At 73.0% G+C, this 15152-nt stretch carries 17 protein-coding genes; 10 read left to right on the top strand and 7 right to left on the bottom strand.

What is annotated here, in order from left to right; all coding sequences use genetic code 11:
• The first annotated feature begins 80 nt into the window (after nt 1–80).
• Complete coding sequence (locus ACE7GA_RS08765; protein ID WP_376098519.1) at nt 81–467, top strand: RidA family protein; 387 nt, start codon at nt 81–83, stop codon at nt 465–467.
• A 7-nt stretch (nt 468–474) separates the two neighbouring features.
• Here ACE7GA_RS08765 and ACE7GA_RS08760 read toward each other — a convergent pair whose 3' ends face one another.
• From ACE7GA_RS08760 to ACE7GA_RS08750, 3 genes are all read right to left on the bottom strand, one after another.
• On the bottom strand, nt 475–885 hold the full coding sequence (locus tag ACE7GA_RS08760) for a hypothetical protein (protein WP_376098516.1): 411 nt from the start codon (nt 883–885) through the stop codon (nt 475–477).
• 286 nt (nt 886–1171) lie between these two features.
• Nucleotides 1172–2188 (bottom strand): alpha/beta fold hydrolase, encoded by a 1017-nt coding sequence (locus ACE7GA_RS08755; RefSeq protein WP_376098513.1) that lies wholly within the window; start codon nt 2186–2188, stop codon nt 1172–1174.
• 4 nt (nt 2189–2192) lie between these two features.
• Nucleotides 2193–3125: a fatty acid desaturase gene (locus ACE7GA_RS08750; protein ID WP_376098510.1), complete on the bottom strand. Its 933-nt coding sequence runs from the start codon at nt 3123–3125 to the stop codon at nt 2193–2195.
• Nucleotides 3126–3267: 142 nt separating this feature from the next.
• Between ACE7GA_RS08750 and ACE7GA_RS08745 the strand changes: the two genes are divergently transcribed.
• From ACE7GA_RS08745 to ACE7GA_RS08730, 4 genes are all read left to right on the top strand, one after another.
• Nucleotides 3268–4284 carry a ketopantoate reductase family protein gene (locus ACE7GA_RS08745; RefSeq protein WP_376098507.1) on the top strand — a complete coding sequence of 339 codons (1017 nt, stop codon included), beginning with the start codon at nt 3268–3270 and terminating at the stop codon, nt 4282–4284.
• Complete coding sequence (locus ACE7GA_RS08740) at nt 4281–5033, top strand: SDR family NAD(P)-dependent oxidoreductase (RefSeq protein ID WP_376098504.1); 753 nt, start codon at nt 4281–4283, stop codon at nt 5031–5033. Before ACE7GA_RS08745 ends, ACE7GA_RS08740 begins: the two co-directional genes overlap by 4 nt.
• A gap of 95 nt (nt 5034–5128) precedes the next feature.
• A complete protein-coding gene (locus ACE7GA_RS08735; RefSeq protein WP_376098501.1) occupies nt 5129–5296 on the top strand; it encodes a hypothetical protein in 168 nt (55 codons plus the stop codon).
• 51 nt (nt 5297–5347) lie between these two features.
• Nucleotides 5348–6139 carry a DUF3750 domain-containing protein gene (locus tag ACE7GA_RS08730; RefSeq protein ID WP_376098498.1) on the top strand — a complete coding sequence of 264 codons (792 nt, stop codon included), beginning with the start codon at nt 5348–5350 and terminating at the stop codon, nt 6137–6139.
• A gap of 1 nt (nt 6140) precedes the next feature.
• On the opposite strand, the gene ACE7GA_RS08725 is transcribed toward ACE7GA_RS08730, so the two are convergent.
• Nucleotides 6141–7673 carry a YdiU family protein gene (locus ACE7GA_RS08725; protein WP_376098495.1) on the bottom strand — a complete coding sequence of 511 codons (1533 nt, stop codon included), beginning with the start codon at nt 7671–7673 and terminating at the stop codon, nt 6141–6143.
• Between the two features lie 80 nt (nt 7674–7753).
• Entirely contained in the window at nt 7754–8494 is a 741-nt protein-coding gene (locus ACE7GA_RS08720; protein WP_376098492.1) for an ureidoglycolate lyase, read from the bottom strand.
• A 140-nt stretch (nt 8495–8634) separates the two neighbouring features.
• Between ACE7GA_RS08720 and ACE7GA_RS08715 the strand changes: the two genes are divergently transcribed.
• The 5 genes from ACE7GA_RS08715 to ACE7GA_RS08695 are packed head-to-tail and all read left to right on the top strand — an operon-like array spanning nt 8635 to nt 13414.
• Complete coding sequence (locus tag ACE7GA_RS08715) at nt 8635–10167, top strand: acyl-CoA synthetase (protein ID WP_376098489.1); 1533 nt, start codon at nt 8635–8637, stop codon at nt 10165–10167.
• Nucleotides 10157–11329, top strand: a complete 1173-nt coding sequence (locus tag ACE7GA_RS08710) for an FAD-dependent oxidoreductase (protein WP_376098486.1) — start codon at nt 10157–10159, stop codon at nt 11327–11329. The genes ACE7GA_RS08715 and ACE7GA_RS08710 overlap by 11 nt, the downstream gene beginning before the upstream one ends.
• Nucleotides 11326–12048 (top strand): hypothetical protein, encoded by a 723-nt coding sequence (locus ACE7GA_RS08705; protein WP_376098483.1) that lies wholly within the window; start codon nt 11326–11328, stop codon nt 12046–12048. Before ACE7GA_RS08710 ends, ACE7GA_RS08705 begins: the two co-directional genes overlap by 4 nt.
• Nucleotides 12045–12680: an MmgE/PrpD family protein gene (locus ACE7GA_RS08700; protein WP_376098480.1), complete on the top strand. Its 636-nt coding sequence runs from the start codon at nt 12045–12047 to the stop codon at nt 12678–12680. Before ACE7GA_RS08705 ends, ACE7GA_RS08700 begins: the two co-directional genes overlap by 4 nt.
• Nucleotides 12608–13414, top strand: coding sequence for a hypothetical protein (locus tag ACE7GA_RS08695; protein ID WP_376098477.1), 807 nt, complete (start codon nt 12608–12610; stop codon nt 13412–13414). Before ACE7GA_RS08700 ends, ACE7GA_RS08695 begins: the two co-directional genes overlap by 73 nt.
• A gap of 46 nt (nt 13415–13460) precedes the next feature.
• On the opposite strand, the gene ACE7GA_RS08690 is transcribed toward ACE7GA_RS08695, so the two are convergent.
• Together ACE7GA_RS08690 and ACE7GA_RS08685 are read right to left on the bottom strand one after the other, a co-directional pair.
• Nucleotides 13461–13844, bottom strand: a complete 384-nt coding sequence (locus ACE7GA_RS08690; RefSeq protein ID WP_376098474.1) for a hypothetical protein — start codon at nt 13842–13844, stop codon at nt 13461–13463.
• Nucleotides 13841–15007 carry a hypothetical protein gene (locus ACE7GA_RS08685; RefSeq protein ID WP_376098471.1) on the bottom strand — a complete coding sequence of 389 codons (1167 nt, stop codon included), beginning with the start codon at nt 15005–15007 and terminating at the stop codon, nt 13841–13843. The genes ACE7GA_RS08690 and ACE7GA_RS08685 overlap by 4 nt, the downstream gene beginning before the upstream one ends.
• Nucleotides 15008–15152 lie beyond the last annotated feature (145 nt).

Here is a 15152-nt window from a genome sequence, read left to right as displayed (position 1 = left end):
CGGATCGTCGCGACGCCGGGCCGCGGCTGCGCTATGCCGCGGCATGCGGCCCCTGGCCGCCCTGACGGGAGAACCGGACGATGCCGATGGAATTCATCAACCCGCCGAACGTGCACGACACGGCCGGGCGTTACCACCACGCGGCGCTCATCACCGGCCCGGCGCGGCGCCTCGTGCTCTCGGGCCAGGTCGGGACCGCACCGGACGGGACGATCCTGGAGGGGGTGGAGGCGCAGGCGCGGCAGATCATGGCGAACATCCGCGCCATCCTGGAATCGCAGGGCATGGGGCTGGCCAACGTGGCGAAGATCACGGCTTTCCTGACCGACCCGTCGCAGATCCCGGCCTGGCGCGCTGCGCGGACGGAAGCCTTCGGCGGTGCGGCGACGGCGAGCACGCTTTTGATCGTGGCCGGGCTCGCCGATCCGCGCTTCCTGCTGGAGGTGGAGGCCGAGGCGGTCGGCTGAGCGCCGGTCAGCGCCGCGGGGGCTGGCCGAGGCAAGGGGCGAGGCGGCGGCGCAGATCGTCGCGCTGCCCCGCTTCCAGCGTAACCGTCGCGACGATCGGCGGGCCGCCGGGGCGGGTGTTGCCCTGGTGCCAGACGATCGTCCCCGGCCCGTCCAGCACGCGGGCGACGGCCTGCCGCACCGCTGCCAGCCGCGCCGCATCGCCCCGGATCGGCGCGGCGATGCCGAAGCCGAAGGGAAGGCCTTCGCCAGGCCGGGCGTTGTCCTCCACGCCGATCCAGCCGGAGGCCGCAAGGGGCGCGCTGGCGAGGGCCTGGGGCCGCGTCGCGCCGATTCGCGTGTGCCGGCCCGCATCCGCATCCGGCCCTTCGAAGGCATCGAAGTCGAAGACGGGACGAAGGGCGTCGTGGGAGGACACGAACATCTCCAGCGACAGCGCGCCGGTGACACCGGGGCCGCTGCCGCTGCAGGCGAAGACCAGGCGCGCTGGCCGACGGTCGCCCCCGTCTGCGCCTCGCCGGCGAAGGTCAGCGCGCCGGGGCTTTGGGCCGGTGCTGCGGCGGGCAGGAGCGTGAGCAGCGCGGCGGCGAGGAGGCGGGGCGTCATGGCGCGGGCAGCGTAGACGCGACCCAAGGGCCGTGTCGTCTGCCGCAGGAAAGGCTTCGCCCACCAGGGGCGGGCACGCCCCTGGGCCACGATCCCGATCAATGATCCAGCCAGTCCCGCACCTGCGCGCGCAGGAACTCGGCGTCGGGCGGGTTCGGGATGGGGTTGCCGGCGCGGTGGCCCCAGATGCTGGGGATGGGGCGCAAGGCGGCGTGGCGGAGATGGGATAGCTCGGCCTCGTTGTCCGCGACGCGGAAGTACTGGTCGGTCTCGCCGGGCATCAGCAGCACGCGCGCGGTGATCGAGCGCAGCGCGGCCGGAAGGTCGCCGCCGAAGCGCGGGTGGTCCGCGATGTCGCCGGCGCTCCACGTCCGCAGTTGCGCGTAGAGGTCGGCGGCCTTGCGGCGGGCGTAGCGTTCGACCCAGTCCTTTCGCAGGTAGGTCTCGAGGTCCGGGTGGCCGAGCGCGGTCAGGTGCAGGTTGGCGCGGTAGAAATCCTGGCTCAGCGCCATCGTCGCGTAGATGCGGCCGAAGGCGCTGATGGCGCCGGCCGGTTCGGCGGAGAAGCGGCCGTTGCCGAGGTGCTCCGGCGCCGCCTCCAGCGTCGCCATGAGGCAGTCGAGGAAGATGCGGTTGTGGACCGCCGTGCGGGCGGAGCCGCAGTTGACGACGATGCGGGCGACCTGGTCGGGGAAGGCCGTCGCCCAGTGGTAGGCCTGTTGCGCGCCCATGGACCAGCCGTAGACGGCGTGCAGGCGCTCGACGCTGAAAACCTCGGCCAGCAGGCGCCGCTGCGCGCCGACATTGTCCCAGGCGGTGACGAGATCGGGGTAGTCCGGCGTGTTGGAGGGCGAGGAGGACAGCCCGTTCCCGAACATGTTGGGGATGACGACGAACCACCGCCGCGGGTCCAGCACGCCGGACGGCCCGATCAGCCATTCGATGTCCGGATGCTGCGCGGAATAGGACGTGGGGTACAGCACGACGTTGTCCCGCGCCGGCGAGAGCGTGCCGTGAGCGCGCCAGACGATCCGCGCGTCCGACAAGGTTCCGCCGCGATGCAGCGGCAGGTCGCCGAGGGAGAAGGTCCCTTCGGCGACGGGCCAGTCGGTCAAGGCGCTAACCTTTCGCGCGGAGTTCGCGGATGTGGTCGCGGTGCCAGGCCGCGTAGCCCGGGCCGATATGGGCGAGCTTCTCCTTCAGGATCGCATGCGCCTCGGCCAGGCGATGGAACGGGATGAACGGGTAGAGGTGGTGCTCCGCGTGGAAGGGCATGTTCCACATCAGCAGGCGCACGATAGGGGAGGTCATCATCGTCCGGGTGTTCGTCAGCCCGTTCGAATCCTCGGTGCAGCCGGTATGCTCCGTCAGCAGGTAGAGGCGCAGGATCGGCTGCCCCAGCATCTGCGGCCCGATCAAGTAGAGGAACACCGCGAGCGGCCCGAAGGCGACCGCGGCCAGGACCGCCAGCGCCACCGTCAGGGCGGAGGAGGCGCGGATGGAGGCGATGATCCGCGGGTGCATCGCCTCGTGCAGGAAGCGGTAGCGGGACAGGTCACCGCGCCAGGCATCGGCCCAGAGCGTCATCCGCGCGCGCCAGTAGGTCAGCCCGGACATGCGGGCGAGGTAGGTGCCGAAGTCGCCCGGCGGGGGCGGCGTCAGTTCCGGGTCGTTCCCCGGGTCCTGGGTGTGCTTGTGATGGGCCAGGTGGAACTGCTGGTAGAAATGCCAGTTGTTCGTGGAGGGCAGGGTCGCGATCCAGCCGACGACCGCGTTGACCCGACGCGACTTGAAGGCGGTGTAGTGACAGGTCTCGTGCAGCGGGGCGAAGAGCGCGGCCTGGACGATCCCCATCAGCAGCATCGCCACTGGCAGCAGGTACCAGGGGGAGACAGCGATCAGCGCGCCGCAGGCCAGGATCAGCCCCAGGTGGATCGCCGCCCGCGCCGCGCCGAGGGCGTCGGACCGGGTGTTCAGGTACATCATCTCCCGCGGCTTCGGTGCCGCGTGCGGTGCGCCGATGCCTCTCGCGTCAGCGTGGGTCGCGCTCATCGTTGGTCCCCCGATCCATCCCAGGGTTTAGCAAGCGTTCCGCAGCAAGCAATCGGCGGGCCGGGGATCGTTCCGGATGCGGGTGGGATGACCCGGCGGCGCGTCGCGCCTACCCTGCGGTGACTCGCTGGGGGATGATGGGTTGGACGAGCGGATCCTGATCTGGGGCGCGGGGGCCATCGGGGGCACGGTCGGCGCCTTCCTCCGCCGTGCGGGGCTGGACGTGACCTTCGTGGACGTGGTGCCGGAGCACGTGGCGGCCATGCGGGACCCCGTGCGCGGGCTGCGCATCACCGGCCCCGTCGCGGAGTTCACGGTCACCGCGCCCGCCTTCACCCCGGACGAGGTGCGGGGCACCTGGGACAAGGTCTTCCTCTGCGTGAAGGCGCACCACACGGCGGATGCCGCCCGCGCGCTCGCGCCGCACCTTTCGGAGGGGGGTTACGCCCTGTCCCTCCAGAACGGCCTGTGCGAGCGCGTCATCGCGGAGGTCGTCGGCGCCCCGCGGGTCATCGGTGCCTTCGTCAACTTCGGCGCGGACTACATGGGCCCGGGCGAGATCGCGCTTGGCAACCGCGCCGCGGTCGTCCTCGGCGAGATGGATGGGCGGATCACGCCGCGCCTGACCGCCCTGCACGGGACGATGCGGATCTTCGAGCCCGACGCGATCGTGACGGAGGACATCAACGCCTATCTCTGGGGCAAGCTCGGCTATGGATCGCTGCTTTTCGCCCAGGCACTGGGCATGGCGGGGATCGCCGATTGCCTCGCCCGCCCGGAACTGGACACCCGTTTCCGCCGCCTGGGCGAGGAGGCGATGACCGTCGCGGCGGCCGAGGGCGTGACGCCCCGCGGCTTCAACGGCTTCGACCCCGACGCCTTCCGCCCCGGGGCGCCGATGGAGGCGACGCGGCGGAGCCTCGCGGCGATGTCGGAGTTCAACCGGGGTTCGGCGAAGACCCATTCCGGCGTCTGGCGCGACCTCGCGGTCCGCAAGCGGCGGACGGAGGTGGACGCGCAGATGGCCGTGGTGCCGCAGGTCGGCGCGGGGCACGGCATCCCGTGCCCCGGCTTCGACCGCCTCGTCGCCCTGATCCACGAGGTCGAGGAAGGGCGACGTCCCCTCCACGACGACAACCTGCTGGAGCTGATCCCGTGAACATCCGCTTCGACGGAGAGGTCGTCGCCGTCTCCGGCGCCGGCCACGGCCTGGGCCGCTGCATCGCCGAACGCTTCGCCGGCCTCGGCGCCCGCGTCTTCGGCTGCGACGTGAACGAGGCGGGGCTGCGGGAGACGGAACTGGCCGGCGTCACCGTGTCCACCGTGGACCTGACGGACCGCGCGGCGGCGGCGGCCTGGATCGGCTTCATCGAGGCCGCGGCGGGCGGGCCCGTCTCCATCCTGGTGAACAACGCCGGCGGCGTGGCGGGGCAGGCGCACCGTCCGCTCGAGACGATCGCGGACGCGGACTGGGACCGCATCTTCGCCGTGAACCTCGGCGCGGCCTTCGCGCTGTCACGCGCGGCGGTGCCGGGGATGAAGCGGGCGGAGCGGGGGCGGATCGTCAACATCTCCTCCGGCGCGGGGCTCCAGCCCTCGCTGACCGGCATCCAGGCCTATGCCTGCGCGAAGCACGCGGTCGTGGGGCTGACGCGGCAACTGGCGCATGAGCTCGGGCCGTTCGGGATCACGGTGAACTCGGTCGCGCCGGGCTTCATCCCGAGCAATCCCGATTCGCTCCGGCAATGGCAGGGCTACGGCGAGGACGGGCAGCGTTCCCTCGTGGACCGCATCGCGATGAAGCGCCTCGGCACGCCCGACGACATCGCGAACGCCGTCGTCTTCTTCGCATCCCCCCTCGCCGACTTCGTCAACGGGGAAATCCTGAGCGTGAACGGCGGGCGCTGAATCTGGCGCGGGCTGGGACGCTGAAACCTCTCGCGGGTCCGTGAGAGGCCGTGCTAGCCAGGGCTCAGGGATTGGCGTGTCTGCCGGGGGATCCGATGCGGGTGGTTCTGGTATTCCTTGGCGCGTTGATGTCGGGCTGCGCGCTCTCGCAGCAGGCGCGCTGGTCGGACGACCCGACACGGCCGCACTGGATGCCGGTGCCGCAGGAGCGCTACGAACGCACGCCACTGCCGGCCGCATCCTTCCGCGACGGGCTGGCCTGATCCGCGCGGCGCTTGCGCCGCGACGCCCGCCGACAAACATGACGGGGGATCATGTCGGTCCTCCGCACCGGGCTTCTGCTCTTCGGCCTTTTCTGGCTCCTGCCTCTCGCCGTCTCCGCGGTCCTGTATCAGGTGCGGAACCCCATTGCGGACTGGTGGTCGGCCGACAGGTCCTCGGCCGGGCTGCTGCCGCCCGCGCGCGGAACGGGCGCGGTGGTGCGCGTCTTTGCGGCGCCGACGGTGCGCTGGCGCGGCGTTTTTGCCGTCCATTGCTGGATCGTGTTCAAGGATGCCGGCGCGGCGTCCTACACCCGCTACGACTACACGGCCTGGGGCGCGCCCGTCCGGATGAACGGGTTCGAGCCGGATGGCCGCTGGTTCGGCCGCGTGCCGGAGGTGGTCTTTGCCGCGGACGGGGCGGCCGCGGAGGCGATGATCCCGCGCATGCGGGACGCGATCGCGGGCTATGCCTGGCGCAACCTCGGCGACTACCGCGCCTGGCCCGGGCCGAACTCCAACACCTTCGTCGCCGCCGTGCTGGACGCGGTGCCGGGTATCGGCATGACGCTGCCGCCGACCGCGATCGGGAAGGATTTTCCCTATGACGGCCGTTGGATCCGCCCGACGCCGTCGCGCACGGGGGTCACCCTGACGCTGGGCGGCTACGCGGGCGTCTCGCTGGGATGGGTGGAGGGGCTGGAGATCAACATCCTCGGCGCGGTTGCGGGCGTGGACGTCCGCCGCCCGGCGATCAAGCTGCCGGGGCTCGGGCGGATCGGAATGCGCGGACCCGACGGCTCGGGCGTGCCGCCGGCGCTGGACGCGGCGGCGCCGACATCCTGACTCAGGTGCCGCAGAAGGTCTGCGTCACTCGTTCCGCCGGCTTGGCCGGGATCGCGTAGCGGCCGGCGTCGCGCTCCTCGTAGGGGCGCGTGACCTCGGCCAGCAACCGCTCGAACGGTCCGTCATCGTTGCGGGCCGCGGCGGCCAGCGCTTCCTCGACGAGGTGGTTGCGCGGGATGACCAGCGGGTTCACGCGGCGCATCGCGTGACGGCGGGTGACGCCATCGACAGGCTCCTCCGCCAGCCGCGCCCGCCAGCGCGGGGCCCATTCGTCGTAGGCGGCGGGGTCGCTGAACAGGATGCGCACCGCGGCGTCGGCCGCAGGGTCGGCGGCAGCGTCGCAGAGGCGGCGGAAGGTCAGGGTGAAATCCGCCTCGCCGTCGGCCATGCGGCGCAGCAGGTCTTCGACGAGCGCATCGTCGCCGTCGCGCGCCGTGGCGAGCCCGATCTTCGCGCGGAGCCCGGCGGCATAGGCTTCCGTGAAGATCGGCGCGAAGCCGGACAGCGCGGCCTTCGCGCGCTCCATCGCGTCTTCCTGCCGGTCCGAGAACAGGGGCAGCAGGCATTCGGCGAGACGCGCCAGGTTCCACTGCACGATCCCCGGCTGGTTCCCGTAGGCATAGCGACCCTGGTAGTCGATCGAGGAGAAGACGGCGCCGGCGTCATAGGCCTCCAGGAAGGCGCAGGGGCCGTAGTCGATCGTCTCGCCGGACACCGTCGTGTTGTCCGTGTTCATCACGCCGTGTACGAAGCCCAGGTGCAGCCAGCGCGCGACCAGCGCGGCCTGGCGTGCGACGACGCCGGCGAGGAAGGCCTCGTAGGGCCGTTCCGCGTGCGCCGCCTCCGGATCGTGCCGGGCGATCGCGTAATCCGCGAGGATGCTCAGGGCGTCCACGTCCTGGCGCGCCGCGAAGTACTGGAAGGTGCCGACGCGGATGTGGCTGGCCGCGATCCGGGTCAGGACGGCGCCGGGCAGCACGGTTTCGCGCAGCACGCGCTCGCCGGTCCGCACGGCCGCGAGGGATCGCGTCGTCGGCACACCCATGGCGTACATCGCCTCGCTGATGATGAACTCGCGCAGCACCGGGCCGATCGCCGCACGGCCGTCACCGCGACGGGAGAAGGGGGTGGGACCCGATCCCTTCAACTGGATGTCGCGTCGCGTCCCGTCGCGCGCGACGACCTCCCCCAGCAGGATCGCGCGGCCGTCGCCCAACTGCGGCGTGAAGCCGCCGAACTGGTGGCCGGCATAGGCCTGGGCGATCGGGTCTGCCCCTTCCGGCACCGCATTGCCGGCCAGCGCCGCGACGCCGCCCGGGCTTTCGAGGGCGTCCGCGTCGATGCCGAGCAACTCCGCCAGGGGACGGTTGACGCGCACCAATCGCGGTGCGGCCACGGGAGTAGCGGGTAGCCGCGCGAAGAACCGTTCCGGCAGGCGGGCATAGGTGTTGTCGAAGGTGATCCCCAGCGACACCCGGCGCACTGCGTCGCGGTCCAGGGTCGGGGTGCCCAGCGCGGGGTCCGGCAAGTCCATGGCGTCTCTCCTGCACCCGCGGACATGGGGTCGCGCGCCCGCCGCTTCACCGGACGAACGCGCGACCCTGCCCCGATGCCTCAGGGCATCGGGGATCCGAAGCGCGTGACCGACAGGTCGTAGCCGGCATGACGATACCAGCGCCGCTCCAGGTCCAGCGGCAAGGCGCGCAACCGTGGGTCGGGGTCTGCCTGATGCGCGAGCGTCAGGTTGGCGTGGCTCGTGACGAGCATCCGCGTGCCGTCCTCCACGGGCATCGGGTTCTCGTGCCAGGTTGCGCGGTGCAGCTGGATCGCGGCGTCCCCGGGCACCCAGAAGGCTGCCAGTTCGTCCAGCGCGGGCAGGCCGCCCTCCTCCCGCGCACCGGGCCGGGCGACGACGGTGTGGAAGCCCTTGCCGCCAACGGGGATGAAGGTCTGCGTGAGCTGCTGGTGCCGTTCCAGGAACAGCACGCCCGCCCCGCGGTCTCGGCCGAGGAAGATGAACCATTCCGTCGGCTGGTCGCTCTCGAATCCCTCGCGGAACAGGTCGAGCCGGTCGCCATAGGTGTTGATTGGCAACCGGCGCCGGCCCTCCGCGGTCAGCACCTGGCCGAAGGGCGCGAAGGCCTCCGGCGTCAGCGCCTGCACCGTCAGCGCGCGGCTGGTGTGGACCGGCAGCGTCTGTGCAGGCGCCGCGCCGGCCGTCGCGAAGCGGTTGGCGGGGTCGAGGGGCGGGATCGGGCGCATGGTCGTGGTCTCCGGGGCCGCGCCCTGCGCGGCCGTGGCGAGGGTTGCGGCGGCCGCGGTGCCGAACAGCGTGCGGCGGGTGGCGTCGGGCATCGTGGTCTCCTGCGGGGCGCCGGGATCGGCGTGGGGCGCGAGGTAGGGCAGGCCGCCGCGCGGCTCCTCCGGCGGATTGCGGCGCAATGCGAGGACGGCGCGGCTGGACGGGCGCGCCGGTCGGCGCGACGCTTCGCGGTGTGATCCCGACGGCGAACCTCGCGACCCTGCTGCGCTGGACCGCGCGGCGCTTCCCCGACCGTCCCGGCCTGATCCAGGGCGCCCGGCGCTGGTCCTGGGCGGAGCTCGACCGGCGTGTCGCGGCGGCCGCGGCCGGGCTTGCCGCGCGCGGCGTGCGGCCCGGCGATCGCGTGCTGGTCCACGCGAAGAACTCGCCGCCGATGTTCGAGACGATGTGGGCCTGCTGGACCATCGGCGCGGTCTGGGTGCCCACGAACCATCGACTGTCACCGCCGGAGGTCGCGTGGCTCGCGCAATCGTCGCGCGCCGTCGCGCATGTCTTCGACGACGCCTTTCCGGAGCACGCGGCGGCTGCGCGCGAGGCCAATCCCGCCTGCGCCGCGGAGATCGCGATCGCGACGGACTGGGACGCGATGGCATCAGCCGACGCGCGGGCCGACCATGCGGACGTCTCCCGCGACCACCCGCTCTGGTTCTTCTACACCTCGGGCACCACGGGCCGCCCGAAGGCGGGGGTGCTGACCCACGGGCAGATGGGCTTCGTGGTGAACAATCACCTGGCCGACCTGCTGCCGGGCCTGACGGAGCGGGACGCCTCCCTTGTCGTCGCGCCGCTGTCACACGGGGCGGGCATCCACGCGATGTCCAACGTCGCCCGCGGCGCCGCGACGGTGCTGACGGAATCGGAACGCCTGGACCCGGAGGAGGCCTGGCGTCTCGTCGCGGAACACCGCGTGTCCAACATGTTCACGGTGCCGACGATCCTGACGGCACTGACGCGGCACGATGCGGTGGACCTGCACGACCATTCGTCGGTGCGCCACGTCATCTATGCCGGCGCACCGATGTACCGGGAGGACCAGCGCCACGCGCTGCGCAAGCTCGGCAAGGTCATCGTGCAGTATTTCGGCCTCGGCGAGGTGACCGGGAACATCACCGTGCTGCCGGCGGAGATGCACGACGAGGACGATGCCAGGATGCCCGTCGGCTCCTGCGGCTACCCCCGCACCGGCATGGATCTGGCGATCCTGTCCGATGACGGCACGCGCCTTCCGCCCGGCGAGGACGGGGAGATCGCGGTGCGCGGCAACGCCGTCTTCGCCGGCTACTTCGAGAACGATGCGGCGAACGCGGCGGCCTTCAAGGACGGCTGGTTCCGCACCGGCGACCTCGGCCACCTCGACGAACGGGGGCTCCTCTACATCACGGGACGCCGGTCCGACATGTACATCTCCGGCGGCAGCAACGTGTACCCGCGGGAGGTGGAGGAAGTGCTGCTGACCCACCCCGCCATCGCGGAGGCCTGCGTCGTCGGCGTCCCTCACTCGAAATGGGGCGAATGCGGCGTGGCCGTGCTGGTCCCGCGCGACGGCGCCGTTATCGAGGAAGAAGCGGTGCGCGCCCTGCTCCCCGGCCGCCTCGCCCGCTACAAGTGGCCGGAGCGGATCGTGGTGTGGGACGCGCTGCCGCGGTCCGGCTACGGCAAGGTGCCGAAGAACGAGGTGCGGCGGAGGCTCCTCGATGACGCGTGACCGCGTGCTGGTGGCCGGCGCCGGCCCTGTCGGGCTGACCGCTGCGCTGTGGCTCGCGCGCGCCGGCGTGCCGGTGACGGTGCTGGAGAGACGGGATTCGCTCAACACGGCGTCCCGCGCTTCCACCTTCCACCCGCCGACCATCGCGATCCTGCACGCCCTCGGCGTTGCCGGCGTAATCCTGCGGGAGGGTGCGCTGGTGGACCGCATCCAGCACCGTTCACCCGATGCCGTGCTCGCGGAGTTCCGCCTGGACCTGCTGGCGGACGAAACGCCGTTTCCCGCCCGCCGCCACCTGGAACAGGCCCGCCTGACCCCGGACATGGCGGCGGCCCTCCCCCAAGGCTCGCTGCGCTTCGACGCCGGGGTGGCAATGGTCGACCAGGACGGGGACGGCGTGACGGCCGTTCTGGAATCGGGCGTACGCGTCACGGGCCGCCTGCTGATCGCCGCCGACGGCGCGCGCAGCCGTGTGCGCGACGCGCTGGGCATCGGCTTTCCCGGCACCGATTACCCGCACAAGGTCCTGCGCGTGATGACGGAGGACGACCTGATGCAGCGCCTGCCCGGCCTGGCGCCGATCTCCTACCTGCACAACGGCCGCTTCTCCGCCTCCTTCCTCCGCATGCCCGACCTGTGGCGAATCATTCTCCGCGTGCCCGCGGAGGTGCCGGAGGAGGTCGCGATGGCCGATGACTGGACCCTCGCCCGCCTGCGGGACGTCCTGCCGTCCTGGACGCGCCTGCCGGCGATCGCGCGCCGCGACGTGTACGGCGCCAGCCGGCGCGTGGCCGACCGCGTCGTGCAGGGCCGCATCGTGCTGATCGGCGATGCCGCGCACGTCACCAACACGCGCGGCGGCATGAACATGAATGCCGGCATCCACGACGCTGCGGCGGTGGCACGGGCCATCGCCATGTCCTGGCCCGCCCTCGATCTCCGCGCGGTCCATGCCGCGGCGGCCGAACGGCACCGCGTCGCGCAGGACATGCTGCTGCCGCGCACCGACCGCAGCGTCGCCGCAACGGCGGACTGGCTCGCCGACCTCCGTGCGCTCGCGGATGACCCTCGGCGCGCCAGGGCCTATCTGCGGGAAACCGCGATGCTGGACATGCTCCCGCGCGACCTGGTGGCCGGTCCCCGCGCACGGGTCACGACGTGACCGATCTCCCGCCCGACATCGCCGGCCTGCGCGACGGCACGAGCCTCGGCGTCCTCGTCCCGCCCGCGAACCCGGCGGTGGAGCCGGAGCTGCATCGCCTCCTCCCACCCGACGCGCGCCTCCACGCCGCGCGGCTGCCGGTCCTGGCGGGCGACCTCGCCGCGCGGAACCGCGCCTATCCCGGCGCCTATGGCGACACGCTGCCCGCCTTCGGCGACCTGCGGCTTTCCGCCATCGCCGTCGGGCTCACGGGCGCCTCCTACCCGCTCGGCATCGCCGGTGACCGCGCGCTTTGCGCGGCACTGTCGCACAAGGCGGATGCGCCCGTCGCCACGGCGGGGATCGCGCTGGTCGAGACCCTCGCCGCCCTGCGCGCGCACCGGATCGGCCTGCTCTCGCCCTATTCCGAGGCCCTGACCGACGACGCCGTGACCTACTGGGCCGGCACCGGCGTCACCGTGGCGCAGGTCGTGAAGGTCCCCGGCACCTTCCGTGCCTACACGATCGGAACCGAGGAATTGACCGACCTGCTGACGCACTTCGCGCCGGACCTCGACGCCGTGGTGATGAGCGGGACGGGCATGATCACCCTTCCCGCCATCCTCGGCCGCCCCTGGCCGGTGCCCGTGCTGTCCTCGAACGTCGCGACGGCGTGGTGGCTGTGCCGCGCCGCGGGCCTCGGCCTCTCCGCGCTGCTGCGACGCCTGGTGCCCGCGTGATCCCGCGCGACGGCCAGCCCGCGCCCGACGGGCCGCGCGTGGCCGCGCCGCTCTCCGCACAGGTCGCCGCGCTGCTCGACCATCTCTGGATGCACCCGCCCGCGCCGGAGGTCCTGGCGCGCGCACGCCTTCTCCTCCTCGATACGCTGGCCTGCGCGATCGCCGGTGCCGCCGCGCCGGAACTGCGCGCCCTCGCCAGAGACCTCGCGCGCTCCGGCCCCGGCACCCTGCGGCCGACCGGGATCAGCGAGACACTCGACCCGCCATCGCTCGCCCTCCTCCTCGGCACCGCCGCCTGCTGGGACGAGGCCTGCGAGGGCCTCGCCCGTGCCCATGGCCGCCCGGGGCTGCACACCATCCCCGCGGTCGTCGCGCTGGCCCTGCGGGACGGCGCGACGCTCGGTGCGACGCTCGACGCGATCGTCGTGGGCTACGAGGTCGCCGGCCGCCTCGGCGAGGTCCTGCGGATCCGCCCCGGCATGCACGTGGACGGCACCTGGGGGGCTTCGGGGCCGCGGCCGGCGCGGCGAGCATCGCCGGCCTCGATGTTCCTGGCACGATGGCCGCGATCCAGCACGCCGCCTGCGGCGTGCCCGCCAGCCTCTACCTGCCGATCGCGCGGGGCGCGATGAACCGGAACCTCTACGCCGGCCAGGCCGCGGCGCGGGCGCTCGAAGCCGTCGCAGCCATCCGCGCCGGGATCGCCGCGCCCCCCGACGCGCTGGAGGAAACGGCGCGGGTGCTGTTCGGGCTCGACCCCGGCCGGCTGGCCCTCGCGCCGCCGGCGGAACCTGTCCTGCTCCAGGGCTACCTCAAGCCCTTCGCCGGCGTCCGTCACGCCCACTACCCCGCCGTCGCCGCGATGGCGTGGCGCGCCCGGCACGGCGGCACCGACGGCATCACGGCGATCGGGATCGAGACCTATTCCGAAGCCATCACCTATGCCGGCAACCGCGCTCCGGGCGGCGCGATCCAGGCGCAGTTCTCGCTTTCCTGGGCGACGGCCCAGGCGCTCCGCGCCGGGACGCTCGGCCCGGAGGCGTACCGGCCCGCGGCGCTCGCCGATCCGGAAACGCGGCGCCTGGAAGCGATCGTCGCCCTCGCGGTCGATCCGTCGCGGGACGCGTCGGGCACGCGCGGCGCGCGCCTCCGCGTCGCCCGGGGACCGGAGGAGACCGAGGTCGTCGTGGACGGCATCCCCGGCGAACCGATGGACGAGGCGGGCGTCCGTGCGAAGGCGATCGCCTATGCCGGGCCGGTGATCGGCCGCGATGCCGCGGCGCGGCTCGCCGAGGCCATCCTGACGGCCCGGGCCGACGCATCCTTCGCCTCCTGCTTCGCCGGGCCCGCGTCCGGGCCGACCTGATGGTGGGGGCCGGGTCGGCGCGGGGCGGTCCCGCGCCGGACGCGGCCTACCGGGTCGCGAAGCGCCCGAACCCCTTGCGCAGCGGCAAGGCGCGCCAGGTCCCCGGCAGGGTTGCGGAGAAGACCGCGGGCAGGCGCCCGGCGAGCGGCAGGCTCTCCATCCCGACGGCGCAGCCCGCGTGCGAGGCGGGCAGGCGCACGCCGGCGAAGGCCTGCGTCCCGCGGTAGAAGGCCGGGAACACCGCGACCTCCCCGGGCGCGAGGGCGAGGGTGGAATCCAGCGGTTGCCAGACCTCCGGCCGATGGTCGTAGGCCAGCCGCAGCGCCGCCGGCGCGGCCGGGCAGGACGGACCGCCGAGGGCCAGCACGACCCGCCGCGCGGCGGCGCGCACGTCGTGCTGGATGCCGACCTCCGCGATGCGGTTCGTCATGGAATCCGGCGGAGCGTCGAGAACGGCGCGCGCCTCCTCCGGCGGCGGGATGCGCCAGAGGATGGACCCGTCCGGCCCGTCCTCCCGCACCGGTGCGAGGGGGTACGCGCCTGATCCAGCAGCGCCCCGATCTCGGCGGTCAGCGCGCGCTGCTGGAGGGCGGCGAGGCCGGCATACAGCCCCGCCGCGCCGCCGAGCACCAGCACGACGCCGGCGAGCACGTGCGGCGCGACGGGGCGCAGCCGGCGCCATTCCACGATGGCAACGGGAATGGACAGCAGCCCGATCACCCAGACGAACTCCAGGTGGAACAGGTGCCGCGTGGAGAACTGGATCGCCGGGTAGGTCACCAGTGCGGCCAGCAGCAGGGTGAGGCCGGTCGCCTCCCGCCCGCTCCGCGCGGCGCTGCGCCACAGCCAGGCGAGGACGCCGAGAAGGCCCAGAAGAGGCAGCCAGGCCTGGTCGAAGAGGGCATAGGCTGGCTCCGCCCATCGCACGACGGGCACGTCCAGCCGGATCGGCACGCCGGGGTCCGGATGCGCGCGCGAGGCCGCGACGAGCGCGGGGTAGCCGAGGATCCACGCCGCCCCCTTCAACGCCCCCGCCGCGAAATCAGCGGGAAAGAGCGGCGCCCATTCCAGCAGGTTGCGCGACGACAGCGTGATCGCGCCGCTGATGTCGTAGGCCGGGCGGTGCGACCGTTCCCGCGTGTCCCAGCCGGGGTCGCGCAGGCGCTCGGTCGCGGCGATCCCGCTCAGCGTGAGTTCGTCGGAATAGGCCTGGCCCAGCATGTAGGGCGCGGGGCGGAGCAGGGCGAAGGCGCGGAAGGGCTCCGTCGCGCCCTGCGCCGCGAGGAAGCCGCCGTTGGACCCGCTGCCCTGCACGAGGACCGGCGCCGCGAGCAGCAGGAAACCCCCTAGGAAGGCGCCGAGGGACGCCGCCCGCGGCACGAGGCGCTGCCGCGACGCGACCGTGAGGAAGAGCAGTCCGAGCGGCACGAGGAGGGCGAGGTCCGAACGGAAGCCGTAGCCGATGCCCGCGACGGCCCCCGCCGCCCCGGCGAGCAGGACCGCCCGACCACCGGTCCCGCGTGCGCCGAGGACGAGCAGCGCGATCGCCCAGAGGAAGAACGGCCCCTTCGAGAAGTCGCGGAGGTAGAACATCTGGCTGATCGCGGCGGGCGAGAGCGTGATCGCGACGGCGGCGAGCAGGGCGAGGAGCCGCGGCAGGAACAGTCGCGCCAGGACGAAGCCCCCGCCGCATAGGCCGCGCCGAGGAGTGCCGCGAGCGGCAAGAGGCTCATCTGGT

It is taken from the genome of Roseomonas sp. CCTCC AB2023176 (assembly GCF_042259275.1).
Lineage (GTDB): Bacteria > Pseudomonadota > Alphaproteobacteria > Acetobacterales > Acetobacteraceae > Roseomonas.
This window is presented reverse-complemented; position numbering and strand designations above follow the sequence as displayed.